The organism is Mesorhizobium bavaricum (assembly GCF_056781655.1).
This window is the reverse complement of record NZ_CM165566.1, coordinates 2909611-2930626: the sequence shown is the minus strand read 5'-3', so window position 1 is coordinate 2930626 and position 21016 is coordinate 2909611. Positions and strand designations below refer to the sequence as shown.

The following is a 21016-nucleotide window of genomic DNA, read 5'->3' as shown; positions in this document are numbered from 1 at the left end:
GGCGTCTGGCCCCGCAGCGACCGCCACCGAAGCCAGAGACACTGACCCTTCTCCCCTCATGAGGGGAGAAGGGCGTACCGGTAGGCCTATTGTACCGGCTTCAGGCGCAGCAGATGCATCAACCGCATGCGGTTGTTGTCATGGTCCTCCGGGTTCATCACCGGTTCGTCCTTGGTCACCCAGCCGGTGAAGCGCTTGGTCGAATACTGGTACCAGGTCGGTCCGTTGAACACCGGCACGACCGGGAAATTGTCGGCGATGATCACCTGCACCTGGTCGAACAGCTTCTTGCGCTCCTCGTCGGTGGTCGCCTTGCGGTAGGCGTCGAACACCTTGTCCAGCTCCGGATTGGAGTAGCGCGACGGCGCACTGGTGATGCGCCCGGCAAAGGCCGTCGATAGCGACTGGTAGTAGCCGCGGAACGGCGTCGGTCCGTCGGCACGCGAGTTCATGACCGCATCGAACGAGCCATCGAGAATCTGCTTTTGCCACTGCTCGTATTCCGGCGTCGCCACCGAGGCGTTGATGCCGGCCTTGCGCAGGCCTTCGGTGGCGATCTGCACGGCATCGATCCAGTCGGTCCAGCCATTGGGAACGATGATCGAGAAGGCGATCGGCTGGCCCTTCGGCGTGGTGCGCATGCCGTCGGCGCCCTTCTTGTAGCCGGCGTCGTCAAGCACCTTGTTGGCCTTGTCGACGTCGTAGGTCATCCATACGTCCTTGTCGCCTTCGGCCGCCTTGTTGCGCCAGGCGTCGAAGCGCGGCGGCAGGCCGCTGGCGTGCAGATTGACCACCGGATAGCCGAAGCCGGCAATGTCGACCATCGCCGTCCGGTCCATGACCAGGCTGAAGGCGTGGCGGAAGTTGATGTCATTGAAGGCTTCGGCCAACGCCGGGTTGGCGGTCTTGAAGTTCATCTGGAAGGCGATGGTTTCCGCCGGCGGCTGCCAGTAGCCATTGTGGTCCTTGTCGAGCGCGACATAGGTCTTGTCGATCTCGGGCAGGAACGAGCCGATCCAGTCCATCGAGCCTTCCGGCAGCAATGCCAGCATCTGGTCGTTGCCTGAGATCTGCGGCAGCTTCAGGCAGTCGACATGCAGCGAGGCGGCATCCCAGTAGTTCGGGTTGCGGCACTGCTCGTAGACCTGCGGCGTGAAGCGGCGGATCTCGGTCATCGGACCCGACCCCACAGGCTTCTCGTTCTTGAAGGCGAGCGGATCGGCGACATCCTTCCAGATGTGCTCGGGCACGACAGGGAAATCGGCCATCGATTCGGGAAAGTGCGTGTCGACGTCCCTCAGCGTGATCTTCACCTCGGTCGGCGAAGGCGCTTCGACCGAGGCGACGCTGCCACCGACGCCGACAATGTCGACCGCCGGGTTCTTCAGCATCAGCTCGAGCGTGAATTTCATGTCGGCCGAGGTCAGCGGCTGGCCATCAGACCATTTGACGCCGTCGCGCAGCGTGTAGGTGATCGACTTCAGATCGTCGGAGAATTTGTAGCCCGTCGCCAGCCGGAAGATCGGCTTGCCGCTGTCATAGTCGTTGAAGATGACCAGCGGCTCATAGACGAAATCCATGGTGCTCTGCCGGCGCCCGCCAAGGTCGAACGGGTTGAAGTTCTGCACCCAGCTCGTCTGCTCCTCAATGTGCATGGCGAGCACCGATTCGGCGGACGCGGGCCGCGCGCCGAAGGAGAAAGTCGTGGCAATGGTCGCGGCGACGAACGCCGCGCTCAACAGCCGCCGGCGTGAAATGGCCGTCGACGGGTCTTGCGGATAACGCATGTGCGGGTCTGGCAGCCTGGCAGTCATACTTCGTCTCCCATTGTTGATCGGCATTTCCGCCTCTTCGGGCGAGTAACGTAAATCAATTTGATTTAATCCTAGGAGGTAAAGGGGGCCACCGTCAACGGCCCTGTTTGGCCGTCCCCATAAAGCGCGCTGCCCCGCCCTGTCGGGCTGGCAGCGAAGATGGAAGGATTTTGCCGGCGGAAGGATCGCGATCGCTATGCCGGGGGATTGGCATCGAGCCCTATCCTGGGCGCTCAACGCACCCGGCTTCGCAAGGTCACGACCGACAGGATGGCATTCCGCTCCGCCATCACCCCGTGATGGCGGAAAAAGATCAGGACCTACACATCACTATTTTCGAAGGCACCTATGCCTTGCGCGATGAGATTGGTCGCCATGACCAGGGAAACGATTGCGGCGGAATTGAAGACGACGACCCACCATTTGCCGCCGGTCAGGAAGCCGTAGCCGTCGGCGACAGCCAACCCCCAGTCGGCGGAAGGCGGCTGGATGCCAAGCCCGAGAAAGCTCAGCGTGGCGATCGAAAAGAACGCGTAGCCAAGCCGGGTGACGAGCTCGATCAGGATCGTTTCCCTGATATTGGGCAGGATCTCCAGGAACATGATGGCGAGCGCACCCTCCCCGCCAAGCCGGGCGGCGCTGACATAGTCGCGCTCTTTCTGCTCGCGCACGGCGGCGCGGACGGTGCGCGCCACCAGCGGCGCGTAGGCGATGGCGATCACCAGGATGACAGTCAGGTTCGATGGCCCGATCGCCACGAGCGTCATGGTGACGAGGACTATGAACGGGAACGCCATCAGCGTGTCGAGCAGCCGCGCCCCGATGGCATCGACGAGGCCATCGAAATAGCCGAGCACAAGGCCGATGATGCTGCCGGCGGCAACACCAGCAAGCGTGGCCAGCGGCGCAACCAGCAGGATGTCGCGCGACCCGACGACGATGCGGGACAGCACGTCGCGGCCGAGCTGGTCGGTGCCGAACCAGTGCAGGGCATCGGGCGGCGTCAGCATCGCGAGAAAATCCTCGGCATAGGGATCGTAGGGAACGAAGACATTGCCGAACAGCGCACAGGCGACCCAGAACAGCAGCGCCAGCGAACCGGCCACGACCGACGGGGGCAGTCGGGCAAAAGCACTGCCGATCCTGCGCGCTGCCGGCAGCCCGACCGCAGCGCGCCGCGGCGCGGGAAACTCCGCCAGATCCGTCATCACGATACCCGGCGGCGTTGCCGCGGATCGAGCAAGGCCAGCACGAGGTCGCCTGCCGCTGCCGAAAGCACGAATATTGCTGCCATCACCAGGACGCCGGCCTCAAGCATCGGGAAATCGCGGGCCTTGGCCGCGTTCAGTACCAGATTGCCAAGGCCCTGGATGCCGAACAGCGCTTCGATCACCACCAGCCCGCCAAGCATGTATCCGGTCTGGGTCGCAAGTACCGCGACGGTCGGCGTCAGCGCGTTGCGCAGCACGTGCCGAAAAATGATCTCGCGCCGCTCGAGCCCTTTCAGGACGGCGGTGCGTGTATAGTCGGCGGCCATCGCCTCGATCACGCCCGCCCGCGTCATCCGGGCGATATAGCCGGCAAGGTTCAGCACCAGCGGCAGCGCCGGCAGGATCAAATAATAGCCGTTCGTCCAGAAGCCGGCGCCATCGGGCGCGACACCCGAGATCGGGAACCAGTTCAGCCACAGACCGAAAACGATGAGCAGCATCAGGCCGGACACGAAGTCAGGGACGATGCCGAAGGAAACGCCCGCCATCACGATCAGCCGGTCGATCAAACGGCCGGCGTTGAGACCGGCGATGATTCCGGCGCCGACCCCCAGCGGAACGAGGAAAACCAGGATGATGCCGGCAAGCGCCGCGGAGCGCTTCAGGCTTTCCAGCACCAAGGGCGCCACCGGCGCGCGCATCGACAGCGAGGTACCGAAATCACCCGTGAGCGCGTTGCTGAACCAGTGCCAGTACTGGACGAGAACCGGCTGGTCGGCGCCCAGCCGCTTGTTCAGTTCCGCCACCGCTTGCGCGTCGGCGAAGGGCCCGAGCATGACGCGGCCGACATCGCCGGGCAAAACCTGCCCGGCAAAGAACACCAGGATGCTGACCAGCCACAAGGTCAGCAGAAGCGTGCCAACGCGCGCCGACAGAGTGCGGCCGGTCACCATCGCGTCTTGCCGCCTCGCTTGGACCCTGCCCCATCCCGATGCGATCGGGACAGGGCTCTGTTGCCGTCTTCCGACATCATGCCTGCACGAAGGTAACGCGGTCGAGCAGCAGATGCGAAATTGCGGTGAAGCGCACGCCCTCGACCTTGTTGCTGGTGATGCGGCTGTACTGCGAGAAGTAGCTGATGATCACTGGCGTCTCGTCGAGCAAGAGGTTTTGGATCTTGCCGGCGGCCAGGCGCTGCGCCTGGAGGTCACGTGCCTTGGAATAGTCGAGCAGCAAGGCATCATAGGCCGGGTTGTTGAAATGGGCTGCGTTCCAGGCCCCCGAACTCTTCAGCGTGGCGTTGAGGAAGATGTCGGGCGTGCCGCGATGGCCGAAATCGGTGATGCCGAGAACTGAATCCAGCCAGGGCGAGCTGCCGAACGTCGCCGAACCGTAGTAGGCGTCCTGCGGCAGAACATTGAGCTTGACGTCGATGCCCGCCTTCTTGGCGAAGTTCTGGATCAGCACGGCATAGTCGGGAATGTCATAGGCACGCTCGGTGGTCAGCGTCACCTCGAAGCCGTTCGGCACGCCCGCCTCGCCAAGCAGCCGCTTGGCCTCGGCGATGTCCTGCTTGCGCTGCGGCACCGACGGATCGGCCGAGGGGAAGATCGGCGCAAACGGGGTGTCGTTGCCGGCGATGGCACGGCCTTTCAGCAGCCCCTTTACAATCGCCTCGCGGTCGAGGGTGAGCGCCAGTGCGCGGCGGATGCGCTTGTCGGTGAACGGCGCCTGGTCGGTGCGCAGATGCACCTCGTCATGCGAGCTCGCCTGCACGCTGAGGAGCTTGAAATTGGGATTGCCTTCGATCGCCAGTTCGAGCCGCGTCGTGCTCGGGATGACATCGAGCTGGCCGGCCTGCAGCGCCAGCACCTGGGCCTGCTCGTCGTCGAAGAACTTGATCTCGACGCGGTCAGGCAGCGCCTTGTCGCCCCAATAGTCGGTATTGCGCACGAAGCTTGCGCCTTGCTTGGGACGGAAGGATTCCAGCTTGAACGGGCCGGTGCCGTTGAACGTCTTCTCGAAATCACCGGCATAGTCGGCCGGCAGGATGACGGCATTGTAGACGTCGGAGGAGACATAGAAGGGGAAGTTGCTGTTCGGACCGTCGAGATCGAAGGCGACGGTCTCATCGTCGACCAGCTTGGCGCCACCCTTGGACAGGATGCCCTTGTAGGCCGACAGTGCCGACGAGCCGCTGGCCGGATCGACAAGCCGCTCGAAGCTCGCCACCACGTCCTTTGCGGTCACCGCGCGGCCATCGTGGAATTTCACCCCTTGCCGCAGTTTGAAGGTCCAGCGACTGGCCGTCTCGTTGGCCTCCCAGGACAGAGCAAGCTTCGGTTGCAGCCCGTCCTTCGGATCGTCGAGGATCAGATATTCGCCGACCTGGCTGATCACCCCGATGCTGGCCGGATCTGTCACCGAGACCGGATCGATCGCCTTGGTCGGCTGGCCGAGGCCGACGCGGACCGTGCCGCCGCCGGCAGCTGCGGCGCGTGCGGCTCCAAGCCCCTGCGAGGCGGCAAAGCCGGTGAGGCCGAGCAGCGCGGCATATTTCAGGAGATCCCGGCGCTTGAGAAAACCGCCCTGATATTCGTCGACGGCGACATTCCAGATGTCTCCCGACAGATTGCGAAGTGCGTCGATGTCGTTGCGTCCAGTCATGTTGAAACCCCTGTCTGAAATGAAGATTGAAAGAATGCTCTAGGCGACGGGTTCGCCGTCGAGATGGATGCGGTCCACCGCCTGCGGATAGAAGGCGACGAGACCCTTGATCTTGGGCATCTCGGCGATCGGGTCGCGGTAGCTCCAGGCGATGTCCGGGCGCACCGAGCCGTCGCTCAGCAGGCCCGACCAGTAGGAGGCGATGCCCTTGTAGGGACATCGCGTCGTTGTGGCAGACGCCGTCAGCCGCTGCAGATTGATGTCATCCGGATGCAGGTAGAAGCGCGTCGGCAGATGCGTCTCGAACAGCAGCACCGGGCGGTGGCTGTCGGCGATCGGCGCGCCGTCGAACCAGACCTGCACATGGCTCGAGCTTTGCAGCACGTCGATGCGCGCGTAGGGATCGCGCGCATGGACGAAGACCTCCTCGTCCTCCTCGAACCACTGGTCGACGAGCTTCCAGCTGAAGGCGATGCGCCCGGCCAGCGGCGACAGGTTTTCACCCGGCGGCGACACGAACGACCAGGCCGCGTTGGCGCTCCGCCTGTCGCCGGTATCGATGTCCCAATAGGCGGTCTCGCCACCGACCGCGTGCGGTTCGCGATGCAGCGAGGGCTTCAGCACTGAGGCATCGACCGACGCCACCGGAAAGAAGTAGATCGGCAGGAAATGGTTGGAGCGCAGCACCAACACATTGCGGCTGTCGGCGATGATGCGGCCGCCGAACTTGACGCGCACGCGCTTCGGGCTGTGCAGGACATTGATGAGGTGCGGAGCGGTCGCTTCGCGCGGCTGCAGTCTTGGTGCGGCGGTCATCATCGGTCTCCGGGGTCAGGACACGGCGCGCGCAGTGTCGCGCTGCTCGGCGAAGCGGTTGGCGGGCCGCGCCAGGCCGAAGCGGTCGCGCAGCGTTCCCGGTGCGTATTCGGTCGGGAACACGCCGCGGCGCTGCAGCTCCGGCACCACCTGTTCGGCGAAATTCACCCAGTCCTCCGGCAGCAGCGGGAACATCAGGTTGAAGCCGTCGGCGGCACCCGAGACGAACCAGTCCTGCAACTGGTCGGCGATCTGTTTCGGCGTGCCGGCGAGGGTCGGCACCGAGCCGCTGTTGGCGAGCTTGCGCGCGATCTCGCGCAGGCTGAGATTCTGCTTCGACCACTGCTTGACCCGGTTGAGCGACGTGCGCCCGCCATTGAAGGTGCTTTCGTCCGGCAGCGGCGGCAGCGGTCCGTCCGGCGGATAGACGGAGAGATCGATGCCGCTCCAGCTGGACAGAAGGTCGATGCCGACCTGATCGGGAAGTAAGGTCTGTAGATACTCCTGCTTTTCCCGGCCTTCCGCCTCGGAGGCGGCGACGATCGGCAGAATGCCGGGCAGGATCTTGAAGCTCTCCGGCCGCCTGCCGTGCCGGGCAAGGCGCTCGTTGATATCCTGACGATACTTGATGCCGTCTTCCTTGGTGCTGTAGATGGCGAAGTGCGCATCGGCCTGGGCCGTGGCGAAGTTCTTGCCGTCCTCGGACGAGCCGGCCTGGACGATCAGCGGATGACCCTGCGGCGGCCGCGAGACATTGAGCGGCCCGCGCACCTTGAAATGCTTCCCCTTGTGATCGATGGGATGGACCTTGTCGGGGTCGGCGAAATAGCCCGATGCCTTGTCGATCAGCAGCGCCTCGTCTTCCCAGCTGTCCCACAATGCCTTGACGATATCGAGGAATTCGGCCGCTCGCTCATAGCGGAACGCATGTTCGATATTGCCGTCGCGGCCGAAATTGCGAGCCTCCTCGTCCATGGCCGAGGTGACGACGTTCCACGACGCCCTGCCCTTGCTGATATGGTCGAGTGAGGCGAACATGCGCGCCACATTGTAGGGCTCGCTGTAGGAGCTCGATGCCGTGGTGATCAGGCCGATATGCTTGGTGACGCCGGCCAGCGCAGACAACAGCGTCAGCGGTTCGAGGCGGGCATTGGCGTAGTGAGCGACGCCGCTCTTGACCGAATCCCAGATCGACACGTGGTCGGCGACGAAGATCGTGTCGATCCTGGCGCGCTCGGCCGCCTGCACGAGATCGCGGTAGAAGTCGAAGTCCAGCACCTCCCGGCCAGGTGCTCGCGGGTGGCGCCACGACATGCGGTGATCGCCCTGCGGGTTGAAGAAAAATGCGCTGAGGATCATGTGATCTCGAGCCATGCCGGCCTCCTTCCAAATCCGCTCCGGAGACCGTCGCGCTGCTTCGGCAGGCGGCGACAAATCTCTCCTGAGCGATGAAAGGTAGATTGCGTTCCAGCTTTATTCGAGTAATTTTATAGAGATTATGTATTGCGAAAGCGGAAGCGATTGCCCTCGATGGCGGCGCTCGAAGAAAGTGGTTTCAAGCTCCCAATGTCCTCCTCGGTTCTCAAGGTAGATCAGCTCTCCGTCGCCTATGACGGGCGCAAGGGATCGCATCCCGCCGTCAGCGGCGTGTCGCTGCACATAGGCGAAGGCGAAGCCCTTGGCCTGGTCGGCGAGTCCGGATCGGGCAAAAGCTCGGTGGCGCTCGCCATCCTGCGCTATCTGCCGAAGAACGCCCGCATCGCGGCGTCGGCGCTGGAATTCCAGGGCCGCGAAATCCGCAACCTTTCCGCCGAGCAGTTGCGCCAGCTGCGTGGCAATCATATCGCGGCCGTCTACCAACACCCGGGTGCTGCCCTCAATCCAAGCATGACGATCGGCCGGCAGATCACCGAGACGATCATGCGGCATCGCCCGGTTCGCCACGACGAGGCCCGCGCGCGCGCCGCCGAACTGCTCGGGCGGGTCCGGGTCAGCCATCCGGACCGGGTGCTGGATCTCTATCCGCACGAATTGTCCGGCGGCATGCAGCAGCGCGCCAACATCGCCATTGCCATTGCGCTCGACCCGTCGCTGCTGGTGCTGGACGAGCCGACGACGGCGCTGGACGCCAGCGTCCAGTCCGAGATCATCGCCATCCTCTCCGATCTGCGCAAGGATCACAAAACCAGCGTGCTGTTGATCAGCCACGACATCAACATGATCCGCCGGTCCTGCGACCGGGTGGCGGTGATGCAGTCGGGAGCGGTGGTCGAAAGCGGCGACGCCACTGACGTCTTCGACAACCCAACCCACGCCTACACGAAGGCGCTCATCGCCTCGATCCCGGCCCTCAACTACACCAAACGGGACGGCAGGCTGGCGGAGACGGACGGACCCAGTCTGGCCGCAATCCAGCTTGAAGACGCCGGCGCACGGAAAGAGCGCCGGATCGCGATCGCCTGCAAGGGCATCAGCCACTCCTTCGGCAGCCAGCCAGTGCTCAGCGATATCGACCTCGACATAGGCCAGGGTGAAACCTTCGGGCTGATCGGCGAATCCGGTTCCGGCAAGTCGACCTTAGCGAGGATCGTCACCGGCCTGCAGACACCAGACTCCGGATCGGTCGAGCTGTTCGGCAGGACGGTCGCGCCGCGCGTCGAGAAGAGAAACCTTGCCGAACGGCGCGACGTGCAGATGGTCTTCCAGTCGCCGGATCGCACCCTCAACCCGCGTCAGCGCATCGGCAGGATCCTCGGCCGTCCGCTGCGGCGGCTCGCCGGCCTTCGCCGCAGCGAGGTGAGAGCCCGCGTCAGCGACCTCTTGCAGTCGGTCCGCCTCGCCGGCACCACGGCCGAGCAGAAATCGCGATCGCTGTCCGGCGGCCAGCGGCAACGGGCGGCCATCGCACGGGCCTTCGCCGGCGTGCCGAAGGTCGTCGTGCTCGACGAACCCACCTCGGCGCTCGACGTTTCCGTCCAGGCGACCGTCCTCAACCTGCTTAACGACCTGCAGCGCGACAAGGACACGACCTATCTGTTCATCAGCCACGACCTCAGGGTCGTGCGCTACATGGCCGACAGGATCGGCGTGCTCTATCGCGGCCGTCTGGTCGAAACCGGTTCATCCGACCAGATCTTCCAGGGACCCAATCACCCCTATACGCAACTGCTCCTGGCGGCGTCCTCCGATGAAGCAGCGCCGAAACTATCCGCGCCGGTCGAGATCGAGACCATCGGCATCGCCAGCAAGGGATGCTCCTTCGCCGATCGCTGCCCCCTGGTGCTGCCCGATTGCAGAAAGGCGGAGCCACCCGCCAGGCAGGTCGCGGCCGGCCACCGGATCGCCTGCTGGCGGCAGGGGTCGTAAACGGACCACCCGCGTCGAACACCGCAACGGCGCGTTTCCGGTCAGGCACAGTGCGATGCCGTCATTGGCTCTTGAACGGCCAAGCCGGACACGCGTAACATCGCATCATCTGAACTGAGTCTGCTTCATTCATCCGGGCCAAGTCCCGGATTGGTCTGGATATTTCCCTTGCATACGCAAGCAACCAGCGGCGCCGAGAAGCGCGGCAAATCGTTTGCCCATGTGGCGGAAGCCTCCTGGGGCAAGGGCCTCAGCACCTTGCTCCGTATCGTGCGCATGACGCTGCGCCATCCCTGGCAAGTCGCGATCACCCTGGTCTCGACCTTCATCGCCGCGACGCTGCAGCTTTTCATTCCCCGCCTGCTGGGACGCGCCATCGACCAGGCGCAGGGCGTCATGGCCGCGGGAGCCGGTGCCGCGGCGGAGCACGCGCTGTGGAACACAGCGCTTACACTGCTCGTCGTCAGCATCCTGCGCGGCCTCTTCACCATGGCGCAGAACTATTTTGGCGAGGCCGTTGGCCACCGGACCGGCTATGAACTGCGCCTGGCCTTCTACGAGAAGATCCAGCGCCTGAGCTTCTCCTTCCACGACCGGGTCCACACCGGCGATCTGATCACGCTCGGCCTGCTCGATCTCGACGGCGTGCGCATGTTCTTTTCCACCGGCATCCTGCGCGTCGTCCTGCTCGGCGTGCTGATCGGCGTCGGCGCCTATCTCCTGATCAGCACCGATCTGGTGCTTGGGTTGTTGAGCCTGAGTTTCGTGCCGTTCGTCGCCTGGCGCTCCTCGGTCACCCAACTGGCGCTGCGCAGCACCTGGCTGACTTTGCAGCAGCGACTGTCGGTGCTGAGCCGCGTGATGGATGAGAACCTCGGCGGCATTCGTGTCGTGCGGGCCTTTGCGGCACAGCGGCACGAGCTGGAAAAATTCGACCGCGCCAAGCAGGACGCGCTCGACCTCGCCAACCAGCGCGTCGATATCCGCGTCGGCAACACCAGCGCCATGAACTTCTCGTTCCTGGCCGCCATGGGCCTGGTGCTGTGGTTCGGCGGCCAGAAGGTGATTGCAGGCCAGATCAGCGTCGGCACGCTGGCCCAGTTCCTCACCTTCATGACCATCCTGCAGATGCCGGTGCGCCAGATCGGCCTGATGGTCAACTCGTTCGCGCGCGCCTCGACCTGCGGCACGCGGCTGTTCGAACTGCTCGACGCCGAACTCGACATCGAGGACGCGCCCGGCGCCAGGGACCTCGCCGTCACCGATGGCGTGCTGCGCTTCGACAATGTCGGCTTCCGCTATGCCGGCGCGGGCGGCCGGCCGACGCTGTCGGGCATTTCCTTCGAGGCGAAGTCCGGCGAAACCGTCGGCATCGTCGGCCCGCCGGGCAGCGGCAAGTCGACCATCGCGCATCTGATCCCGCGCTTCTACGATGTCACGTCAGGCACCATCACCATCGACGACCAGGACATCAGCAAGGTCACACTGCAATCGCTGCGCAAGGCCGTCGGCGTGGTGCAGCAGGACGCGTTCCTGTTCACCACCTCGATCGAGAACAACATCGCCTACGGCAATCCCTGGGCGCGCGAGACCCGCATCGGCCAGGCAGCCGAATTCGCCCAGTTGCACAACTACATCATCGGGCTTCCCGCCGGCTACACCACGGTCGTCGGCGAACGCGGCGCGTCGCTTTCCGGCGGCCAGCGGCAGCGCCTGACCATCGCGCGCAGCCTGATGCTGCGGCCATCGGTGCTGGTCTTCGATGATTCGACCGCGGCCATCGACGCCGGCACCGAGCAGCGGATCCGGGCGGCGATGAAGCGCTTCGCCAAGGATCGCGTGACGCTGATCATCTCGCACCGGCTGAGCTCGCTGATGCATGCCGACCAGATCCTGTTCGTGGAGGGTGGCCGGATCGTCGAGCGCGGCACGCATGAGGAGTTGCTGGCGCTCGGTGGACGCTATCGCGCACTCTACGACCTGCAGCTGCGGCCGGACGATGAGCGGCCCGTGGCGGGAGCAATTCTAGGAAAAGTGGAAACCGGTTTTCCGTCCGGAATCGCGTCAAAATCAAAGAGATAGAGCCGCGTGATGTCGACACAGAGCGACGACGAGAAGGAAGACACCAGCAGGCGGCCGACAAAGGCTGTCGTCGGCTCGCACCGCGACGAGGAAGAGGTTTTCGGCAAGGCCTACGACCCGCGCATCGTGCGGCGCATCTGGAGCTTCGTGAAGCCGTATCAGGGCCGGATCTTCATCTCGGTCGCCGCCGTGCTGGTGTTCACGCTGACCCAGCTGGCGATCCCGCTGGTCATCCGCTACGCCATCGACCACGGCATGGCGGCTGGCAGGCTCGACCAGTCGGTTATGATCTCTGCGATCGGCGCTTTCACGCTGATCATTCTCATCAACTATGCCGCCAGCCATGTGCAGGAAAGCGTCGTCGGCAAGGTCGCCGAGAACGTTCTGTCGGACCTGCGCCGCGCCATGTTCAGCCATCTGCAGCGGGTCTCGCTGAGCTTCATGGACAAGACCGAGGTCGGCCGGCTGATGTCGCGCCTGCAGGGCGACGTCAATTCGATGCAGGAATTCCTCGAGACGTCGGTGATGTCGGTGGGCGACATCGTGCTGTTGTTCGGCATCGTCAGCGTGCTGCTCTGGCTCGATTTCCGGCTCGGTCTGCTGACGCTGTCGACCATGCCGGTGCTGTTCATCGTGCGCCTGTTCTGGCTGCCGCGCGCCAAGGTCGCCTTCATGGCCGCGCACGAGACCAACTCGATCGCCAACGGTGCGCTTGCCGAAGGCATCCATGGCGTGCGCACGGTGCAGAGCCTGGAGCGCCAGCACGTCAATTTCGACCTTTATGACGAGAAGGTGCTGGCCAATCTCAATGCCCATTTGACGTCGGCGAAGTACGCGCAGGTGATGGTGCCGATCGTCGACACGCTGACCGGCATCGCCATGGCGACGGTCATCGTCGTCGGCGGTTCGATGGTGCTGTCGCACAGCCTCGACGTCGGCGTCATGGTGGCGTTCCTGTTCTACATCCAGCGCTTCTTCGACCCGATCCGCTCGCTCACCATGCAGTACAGCGTCATGCAGCGCGCCATGGCCTCGGGCCAGCGCATCTCCGAAGTGCTCGATGTGCCGGTGGACGTCAGCGACAAGGATGGAGCAGTCGCCCTGTCGCGCGACATGGACGGCTCGGTCGAGTTCAGGAACGTCACCTTCGGCTACCGGCAGAACCAGCCGGTGCTGAAGAACATCTCCTTCCGCGTCAATCCGGGCGAGACCGTCGCACTTGTCGGGCCGACCGGATCGGGCAAGTCGAGCTCGATGGCGCTGGTGCACCGCTTCTACGATGTCTGGTCAGGCCAGGTCCTGGTCGGCGGACATGATGTGCGTGACCTGACCCAGGACTCGCTCGGCGATCAGGTGGCCATGGTGCTGCAGGAGCCGTTCCTGTTCTCCGGCTCGGTGCTGGAGAACATCCGCTACCACAAGACAGGCGCCAGCCGCGAGGAAGTGGTCCGCGCAGCACAAGCCGTCGGTGCCCACGACTTCATCGAGAACCTGCCCGAAGGCTACGACACCGAACTCGAACAGCGCGGCGGCAATCTCTCGCTTGGCCAGCGCCAGCTGATCAGCTTCGCGCGGGCGCTGGTGGCCGACGCCAAGATCCTGGTGCTCGACGAGGCCACCGCCAGCATCGATTCCTACACCGAGATGCTGATCCAGAAGGCGCTGATAACACTGCTGGAAGGCCGTACCGGGCTGGTCATCGCCCACCGGCTGGCCACCATCCGCGGCGCCGACCGCATCATCGTCCTGCAGAACGGCGAGATCATCGAAGGCGGCAACCACGAACAGTTGATGGCACGAAAAGGCCTCTACGCCCGCCTCTACAACATGAACTATGCCTCGTTCGACGACATCTCGGAAGGCGAGTTGGAGCTGGACGCGGCGGTCGGCAAGGCAACATGACCGTCGACGACGACAGCCGATTTTTTGGCTTCAGGGCTTAACTTTCGCGGCAGCGGTTTTTACATGTTGGACAGCTGGGGACGATCGAGCTTGAGGAGGCTCCCTTGCAGCAACCAGAAGACATCGCCGCCCGCAGATTGGGCATTCTCATCGAGCAATATGTGGAAGCGCGCAAAAAGCGCTACGACTATGTGTCGACAGAGCAGGCCTACCGGGCCATCCGGCAGGTCCTCAAACCTGCCATTTCCGATCGCGAACTCGACGACATGGTCGCCTCGCTTGCCGTCAAGAACGGGCTGGCGGTGGTTTTCGATCGCCAGACCAAAGCCGACGATCGGGCGCCAAGTACATAGACATCAGCAGTGATTTTCAGGTGGCCATGCGAATTCGCTTGCCATGCGGGTTCACTTAATAGCATGTTAAGTGAACCCTGAGATCACCATGAAAATTGCCGAGGATCACATCCCAGACGACAGCGCCACGTCCAGCGCGGAAGCGCGCCGGTCGACGGTGTTGGGCAACCGCATCAAGGCCTATCGCACCGCGCGGCGCCTGACGCTGCGCCAGCTCGGCGACATGATCGGCACCACCGCCAGTTTCCTGAGCCAGCTCGAGCGCGGCCTTTCCGGGGCCAACACCAGCACGCTTATGCTGATCGCCAATGCGCTCGGCATCGGCCTCGCCGATCTTTTCGACGAATGCGAAGTGTCGCCGCACGCGGTGCTGACACGCGCCGAGCGGCCGGCGCTGCCGACCAGCGAAGGCTACCGCAAGACATTGCTGTCGCGCCGGCCAATCCGTGAGATGGAAGTCTATTGCGGCGAATTCGCCGTCGGCGGCTCGACCGGCGACGTGCCCTACACGCATGGCAACGCGCACGAAATGTTCCTCGTGCTGCGCGGCCGGGTGCAACTGACGCTCGGCGACGAGAGCTTCATCCTCGAAGAGGGCGACAGCATCGAATATGCGACCTCGACGCCGCACAGGACCATCAATGTCGGCAACACGGTCGCCGAAGTGCTGTGGATCATCGCACCGCCGACAAGCGGCGCCGTCGATCTCGACCAATATGTAGCCCGGAAACCACTCGCAGCCGGGCTGCCAAAATCAAACAGCGAGTCATCGGAGGGTTAGAAAATGGGAAGCAGATCAATAGTCACCGGATTTCTCGGTGCAGCCGCACTTGCCTTGATTACAGCCGCCGCGGCTCATGCGCAGAGCGCGCCGCCGGCCGGCACCGTGGTGGACGGTTCGTTGAAGGGCAAGACACTGACCTTCGTGTCCTATGGCGGCATCTACCAGGACGGCCAGGTCGCCGCCCTCAAGGAGTTCGTCGACAAGAGCGGCGTCAAGCTGCTGAACGATGGGCCGACCGAAATCGCCAAGCTTCAGGCGCAGGTCGAGTCCGGCAATGTGACCTGGGATGTCGTCGACACCGACGATTTCCCGCCATTCGTGCATTGCGGCAAACTGTTCCAGAAGCTCGACCTGACCAAGCTCGACGTTTCGCACATCCCGGCCGGACAGGTCGGCGAATGCAGCGTGCCGGCGATGAACTACGGCACCGTGCTGATGTACAAGAACGCGACCTATAAGGACAATCCGCCGAAGGACTGGAAGGATTTCTTCGACACCAAGAAATTCCCCGGCACGCGCGCCATCGATGGCAGCGGCAGCCCGATCGGCGGTCTGATCGAACAGGCCATTCTGGCTGACGGCGGCTCGGTCGACAACATGACCCCGGCCGACATCGACAAGGGCATCGCCAAGATCAAGGCCATCGGTCCGGACACGATCTTCTGGAAAACCGGCGCCGAGTCCCAGCAGCTCGCCGAATCCGGCGAAGCCGACATGATCATCATGTGGACCGGCCGCGCCATGACGGCGGTCAAGAACGGCGCTGCCTATACGCCGGTGTGGAAGGACTGGCTGGTCGTCATGGATCAGCTGACCATCCCGGTCGGGGCCAAGGACACCGACGCCTCCTACGCGCTGATCAACGCCTATCTCGGCAAGAAATCGCAGGAGATCCTGACCGAGCAGACGTCCTACTCGCCCATCAACACCGAGGCACAGCCCAAGGTGGACGCTTCCGTCGCCGCCTTCCTGACCAACACGCCGGAACACGCCAAGCAGGGCTACCAGCAGAACATCAAGTTCTGGGTCGCCAACTTCGCCACAGCGTCCGACAAGTGGACGGCGCTGATGGCCGGCAACTGAGCCGGCTGAACGCCAGGGTGAAGGCGTGAGCCAGACATGGCATACGCTGGCGGCCGGGGGTGAAAATCCCCGGCCGGTGGGTGCCCTGCAGGGGCCGCAACGGCGCCTGCGGCTTGCCGCCTATCCTTCGCTGCTGGCGTTGCCGGCCCTGCTCCTGCTCATCGCCGCGATGGGCTATCCGCTGCTGACCGTCACCCTGCGCAGTTTCTCGGATCCCGCCTGGGGCCTGCAGAATTACGTCTGGTTCTTTTCCACGCCGGTGAACGTCACGGTCCTGTGGCGCACCTTTTCCATCGCCGCCTGGGTCACCATCGTCTGCGTCATCGCCGCCTATCCCTATGCCTATCTCATGACGGCGGTCGGGCCGCGCATGCGGCTCGTCCTCATCCTGTGCGTGCTGGTGCCGTTCTGGGTAAGCGGCGTGGTACGCACATTGGCCTGGGTCATCCTGCTGCAGGATTCCGGCATCATCAATTCCATCATCAGGCTGCTCGGCTTTGACTCGGTAAAGCTGATCCGCACGCAGACCGGCGTGGTGATCGGCATGGCGCAGGTGCTGCTGCCGTTCATGATCCTGCCGCTCTATTCGGTCATGCGCGGCATCGACCTGCGCCTCGTCCAGGCGGCGCGCAGCCTCGGTGCGCGGCCTTCGCTCGCCTTCCTGCAGATCTATCTGCCGCTGTCGCTGCCCGGCGTTTTCGCCGGCGCCATCATTGTCTTCATCCTGTCGCTCGGCTTCTACATCACGCCGGCACTGCTTGGCGGACCCCGCAGCACCATGCTGTCGACGCTGGTTCAGAGCCAGGTGCTCAGCCTGCTCAACTGGGGCCGTGGCGGCGCCATGGGCGTCGTGCTGCTGGTCGCGACCTTCGTGCTGCTGGCGCTCGCCGCACCGCTGATGCGCCAGCGCCACAAGCAGGCGTCGAGATCATGAGGCTAGCCCCGTTCCGCATTCTGCTCGGCCTGTTCTGCCTGCTGGTCGCGGTGTGGCTGGTGATGCCGACGCTGGTCATCATCCCGATGTCGTTCAACGAGAAGAAGTCGCTTGCCTTCCCGCCGTCAGGCTTCTCCTGGCAGTGGTACGAGAATTTCTTCACCAACCCCGATTGGCTGTCCAGCTTCTTCAATTCGCTCAAGGTCGCCGGCCTCGTCGCTGTCGCCGCCACGCTCCTCGGCACGCTGGCCGCACTTGGCCTCAGCCGCATGAAGCATTCAGGCGCCGGCCTGCTGCGCGCCATCCTGATCACGCCGATGATCGTGCCTGGCGTGGTGCTGGCGATCGGCATCTATGCCGTCTATCTCGACTACCATCTCGTCGGCACCACCACCGGCTTCGTCATCGCGCACACGATGCTGGCCATACCCTTCGTCATCATCGCCGTATCTGCGAGCCTCGAGGTCTTCGACGTGCGGCTGGAGACGGCGGCGGCAAGCCTTGGTGCGGACCGCTTCACCGCGTTCCGCACCGTGACCTTGCCGTTGATCGCGCCCGGCATCCTGTCGGGACTGCTGTTTGCCTTCGTCACCTCCTTCGATGAAATCATCGTCGCGCTGTTCATCACCAGCCCGTATCTGAAGACCTTGCCGGTGCAGATCTTCACCAGCATCACCCGCGACGCCGACCCGACCGTAACCGCCGTCGGAACGATCATTTTCATTGCCACGACGCTGGTGATCAGTGCCGGGCTGATCATCAGCTCGAAATCGACGAGGGGTTGAGATGGCTGCGTCCAACAGCAAAGAACGTGGCGCGGCCATCGACATCAAGGGCGCAACCAAGCGTTACGGCAATTTCACCGCGCTCGACGATGTCAGCCTGCATATCGAGCCGGGCGAGTTCATGACGTTGCTGGGCCCGAGCGGCTCGGGCAAGACCACCACGCTCAACGTCGTCGCCGGCTTCACCGACCTGACCTCCGGCGACCTCGCTGTCGGCGGCAAAAGCATCGTCGCGTTGCCGGCGCACAAGCGCAACATCGGCGTCGTCTTCCAGCACTACGCGCTGTTTCCGCACATGACCGTCGGCAAGAACGTCGCCTATCCGCTCACCCTGCGCGGCATGGACAAGCAGACGCGTGATCGTCTCGTCGCGCGCGCCCTCGACATGGTCAAGATGGCCGACTTCGCGCATCGCTATCCGGCCGAGCTTTCCGGCGGCCAGCAGCAGCGCGTGGCGCTGGCGCGCGCCATCGTCTTCGATCCGCCGCTGCTGCTGATGGATGAGCCGCTCGGCGCCCTCGACAAGAAACTGCGCGAATGGCTGCAGCTGGAAATCAAGCGCATCCACCGCGAACTCGGCACCACTTTCGTCTATGTGACGCATGATCAGGAAGAGGCGCTGGTGCTCTCCGATCGCATCGCCGTGTTCAACCGGGGGCGCATCGAACAGGTCGGAACCGGGCGCCAGCTCTACGACGAGCCGGCGACCTTGTTCGTGGCGAAATTCATCGGCGAATCGACCAGTTTGCGTGGTGATTCCCAAACGTCGGGCGGCGAGACCAGCCTGACGATTGCCGGCCAGAAGATCGTTGCCGGCGGCAGGCTCGCCGGCGGCCAGAAACCGGTGGTGCTGCTGCGGCCGGAAAAGCTTTCGCTTGCCAGCACGAAGACGCCTCCAGCCGCCGGGCAGAACAGCCTCACCGGTCAGGTCAGCGAAGCGATCTATCTGGGCTCGGGTTCGAAATACCAGGTGACGCTCGGCGATGGTTCGGTAGCCATCGTGCGCTCGTCGCTGGAGGCCACGCCCTTCTCGATTGGTGACGCGGTCGATCTGCGCTGGTCGGTCGTCGATGCAAAACTTCTTGCCGACGACGACCGCGCCGACATGACGATGACCTGACCGCTCCCTCCCCCGCAGGATTTTTAGACATGGACGCCAAAGTCAACGGCAACGTCTCGTTCTGGTATGCCGACATTGGCGGCCTGCCAGCCTATCGCGCGCCGCTTCCGGGCGACCTCGAAGCCGATGTCTGCATCGTCGGCGCCGGCTACACCGGCCTGTGGACGGCCTACTATCTGAAGCAGGCCGATCCTTCGATCCGTATCGCCATCGTCGAAAGGGAATTCGCCGGCTTCGGCGCGTCCGGCCGCAATGGCGGCTGGCTGTCCGGCGGCTTCAGCTGGTCGCGCGAGAAATATCTGCAGACATCGACGCGCGGCGCCGTCATCGACATGGAAACCGCCATGCATGGCACGGTCGACGAAGTGATCGCAGTGACCGAGGCCGAAGGCATCGATGCCGATATCCGCCGCGTCGACAATCTGACGGTTGCCACCAACCCGCCGCAGCTGGAGCGGATCAGGGCCGCCTATGCCGACGCGATCGGCTGGAGCGTGCCACAGGAGCGCGTCAGCCTGATCGGCCAGGCAGAGGCCAAGGCCCGCATCGACATCCGGAACGTGCTTGGCGGTTATATCCACCACGGGACCGCCCGTGTGCAGCCGGCCAAGCTTGTCCGCGGCCTGTCCGAAGCAGCCGAGCGGCTTGGCGTGCCGATCTACGAGCAGACGACCGTGACGAATATCGAGAAGGGCAAGGTCACGACCGATCGCGGCACGGTGCGCGCGCCGATCATCATACGCGCCACGGAAGGGTTCACGGCCGGGATATCAGGCAATGAGCGGCTCTGGCTGCCGCTCAACAGCGCGCAGATCATCACCGAGCCGCTGCCGCAATCGCTGTGGGACGAGATCGGCTGGCAGGGCCACGAGCTTCTGGGCGACGCCGCGCACGCCTATTGCTACGCGCAGCGCACCCGCGAAGGCCGCATCACCATGGGCGGACGCGGCGTGCCCTATCGCTACGGATCGCAAACGGACGTGCGCGGCCAGACGCAGCAGGCGACGATCGAAAGCCTGCACGCAATCCTCACCCGCCTTCTGCCGCAGACGAAAGGGCTTCGCATCGACCATGCCTGGTGCGGCGTGCTTGGCGTGCCGCGCGACTGGTGCACGACCGCCGGCCTCGACCTTGAGACCGGCATTGGCTGGGCCGGCGGCTATGTCGGGCTTGGCGTGTCGAGCTCCAACCTTTCCGGCCGTACGCTGCGCGATCTCATCTTGCGCCGCGACACCGAACTGACCCGCCTGCCCTGGGTCAACCGCCAGGTCAGCAAATGGGAGCCGGAGCCGATGCGCTGGCTCGGCGTCCACTCGATGTATCAGCTTTACCGCGTCGCCGACCAGCGCGAGGAAGCCGGCCTCCGGCACACGTCGAAACTGGCCGCCATCGCCGACCGCATCACCGGGCATTGAGCCCTGCGACGCCACACATCGGATTCAAAAACATTTTCAGTGCCTGCCCGGAGACTGTCATGACCGACTTCCAGACCTTCGCCCATCTCGCCTCGATCGATCTCGGCGAGCCCGAGCCCAAGCCGACCTCGATCAGCGGCGATCAGCTCGAAGCGTCGAGGACACTGTGGACCTCACCGGACGGCACGCTGGAAGTCGGCGTCTGGGAGTGTACGCCCGGCCGGTTCACCGCATCGCGCGACAGCAATTCCGAAACCTGCCACATCGTATCGGGCCGGGTCTCGCTGCATGGTCTCGATGGCCGCAGCAAGGACGTCGGCCCCGGCGAAATGCTGGTGCTGCCGAAAGGCTGGAAGGGCGAATGGACGATCCACGAACCGACGCGCAAGCTTTACATCCTGCACTTCGAGGCGGCGTGAGCTAATCGCCGTTCCCGGCGGCGTTCGGCCTGCCTTCTATTGCCTGCCGCAATGCATCGTTGATCCGATCCTGCCAGCCGGGCCCATCCGCCTGGAAATGGTCCAGCACGGCTCGATCGATCCTGATCGAAACGAGCTCCCTGACACCTGGCGCGGCCGAGGGCTCGCGAACCGGGGCAACCGGCTTCTTGATCGGCTTGAAGGCGGCTTCCGCCGCCGTCATCGGATTTGTCGGTCGGCGCGGGGGATTTGCCATTGGGTGACC

At 64.0% G+C, this 21016-nt stretch carries 18 protein-coding genes; 11 read left to right on the top strand and 7 right to left on the bottom strand.

All coding sequences use genetic code 11. The features are described 5' to 3' along the window. Window positions 1-86: 86 nt before the first annotated feature. The 6 genes from AC1RZR_RS14255 to AC1RZR_RS14230 all read right to left on the bottom strand — a co-directional run bounded on the left by AC1RZR_RS14255 (window position 87) and on the right by AC1RZR_RS14230 (window position 7882). Window positions 87-1787 carry an ABC transporter substrate-binding protein gene (locus tag AC1RZR_RS14255; RefSeq protein WP_481829059.1) on the bottom strand — a complete coding sequence of 567 codons (1701 nt, stop codon included), beginning with the start codon at window positions 1785-1787 and terminating at the stop codon, window positions 87-89. Window positions 1788-2134: 347 nt separating this feature from the next. Continuing rightward, window positions 2135-3022 (bottom strand): ABC transporter permease, encoded by an 888-nt coding sequence (locus AC1RZR_RS14250; RefSeq protein WP_481828687.1) that lies wholly within the window; start codon window positions 3020-3022, stop codon window positions 2135-2137. Further along, entirely contained in the window at window positions 3022-3978 is a 957-nt protein-coding gene (locus AC1RZR_RS14245; protein ID WP_481828686.1) for an ABC transporter permease, read from the bottom strand. The genes AC1RZR_RS14250 and AC1RZR_RS14245 overlap by 1 nt, the downstream gene beginning before the upstream one ends. A 76-nt stretch (window positions 3979-4054) precedes the next feature. Beyond that, window positions 4055-5692 (bottom strand): ABC transporter substrate-binding protein, encoded by a 1638-nt coding sequence (locus AC1RZR_RS14240; protein ID WP_477270866.1) that lies wholly within the window; start codon window positions 5690-5692, stop codon window positions 4055-4057. Window positions 5693-5731: 39 nt separating this feature from the next. After that, entirely contained in the window at window positions 5732-6508 is a 777-nt protein-coding gene (locus tag AC1RZR_RS14235) for a DUF427 domain-containing protein (RefSeq protein WP_481828685.1), read from the bottom strand. 15 nt (window positions 6509-6523) lie between these two features. Further along, window positions 6524-7882 carry an LLM class flavin-dependent oxidoreductase gene (locus AC1RZR_RS14230; RefSeq protein WP_481828684.1) on the bottom strand — a complete coding sequence of 453 codons (1359 nt, stop codon included), beginning with the start codon at window positions 7880-7882 and terminating at the stop codon, window positions 6524-6526. A 192-nt stretch (window positions 7883-8074) separates the two neighbouring features. On the opposite strand from AC1RZR_RS14230, the gene AC1RZR_RS14225 reads away from it, so the two are divergent. From AC1RZR_RS14225 to AC1RZR_RS14175, 11 genes are all read left to right on the top strand, one after another. After that, window positions 8075-9874 carry a dipeptide ABC transporter ATP-binding protein gene (locus AC1RZR_RS14225; RefSeq protein ID WP_481828683.1) on the top strand — a complete coding sequence of 600 codons (1800 nt, stop codon included), beginning with the start codon at window positions 8075-8077 and terminating at the stop codon, window positions 9872-9874. Between the two features lie 168 nt (window positions 9875-10042). Beyond that, complete coding sequence (locus AC1RZR_RS14220; RefSeq protein WP_481828682.1) at window positions 10043-11956, top strand: ABC transporter ATP-binding protein; 1914 nt, start codon at window positions 10043-10045, stop codon at window positions 11954-11956. Window positions 11957-11965: 9 nt separating this feature from the next. Beyond that, entirely contained in the window at window positions 11966-13858 is a 1893-nt protein-coding gene (locus AC1RZR_RS14215) for an ABC transporter ATP-binding protein (protein WP_481828681.1), read from the top strand. Window positions 13859-13962: 104 nt separating this feature from the next. Beyond that, window positions 13963-14211, top strand: coding sequence for a hypothetical protein (locus AC1RZR_RS14210; protein ID WP_481828680.1), 249 nt, complete (start codon window positions 13963-13965; stop codon window positions 14209-14211). Window positions 14212-14299: 88 nt separating this feature from the next. After that, on the top strand, window positions 14300-14992 hold the full coding sequence (locus tag AC1RZR_RS14205) for a helix-turn-helix domain-containing protein (protein WP_477270852.1): 693 nt from the start codon (window positions 14300-14302) through the stop codon (window positions 14990-14992). 3 nt (window positions 14993-14995) lie between these two features. After that, window positions 14996-16078 carry an extracellular solute-binding protein gene (locus tag AC1RZR_RS14200; protein WP_481828679.1) on the top strand — a complete coding sequence of 361 codons (1083 nt, stop codon included), beginning with the start codon at window positions 14996-14998 and terminating at the stop codon, window positions 16076-16078. A 76-nt stretch (window positions 16079-16154) separates the two neighbouring features. Continuing rightward, window positions 16155-17012 carry an ABC transporter permease gene (locus AC1RZR_RS14195; protein ID WP_481829058.1) on the top strand — a complete coding sequence of 286 codons (858 nt, stop codon included), beginning with the start codon at window positions 16155-16157 and terminating at the stop codon, window positions 17010-17012. Continuing rightward, a complete protein-coding gene (locus AC1RZR_RS14190; protein ID WP_477270848.1) occupies window positions 17009-17797 on the top strand; it encodes an ABC transporter permease in 789 nt (262 codons plus the stop codon). Before AC1RZR_RS14195 ends, AC1RZR_RS14190 begins: the two co-directional genes overlap by 4 nt. 1 nt (window position 17798) lies before the next feature. After that, window positions 17799-18917 carry an ABC transporter ATP-binding protein gene (locus AC1RZR_RS14185; RefSeq protein WP_481828678.1) on the top strand — a complete coding sequence of 373 codons (1119 nt, stop codon included), beginning with the start codon at window positions 17799-17801 and terminating at the stop codon, window positions 18915-18917. Between the two features lie 29 nt (window positions 18918-18946). After that, window positions 18947-20332, top strand: coding sequence for an NAD(P)/FAD-dependent oxidoreductase (locus tag AC1RZR_RS14180; protein ID WP_481828677.1), 1386 nt, complete (start codon window positions 18947-18949; stop codon window positions 20330-20332). Window positions 20333-20391: 59 nt separating this feature from the next. Next, window positions 20392-20751, top strand: a complete 360-nt coding sequence (locus AC1RZR_RS14175; RefSeq protein WP_477270842.1) for a cupin domain-containing protein — start codon at window positions 20392-20394, stop codon at window positions 20749-20751. A gap of 1 nt (window position 20752) precedes the next feature. On the opposite strand, the gene AC1RZR_RS14170 is transcribed toward AC1RZR_RS14175, so the two are convergent. Further along, window positions 20753-21007 carry a BrnA antitoxin family protein gene (locus tag AC1RZR_RS14170; protein WP_477270840.1) on the bottom strand — a complete coding sequence of 85 codons (255 nt, stop codon included), beginning with the start codon at window positions 21005-21007 and terminating at the stop codon, window positions 20753-20755. Between the last annotated feature and the right edge of the window lie 9 nt (window positions 21008-21016).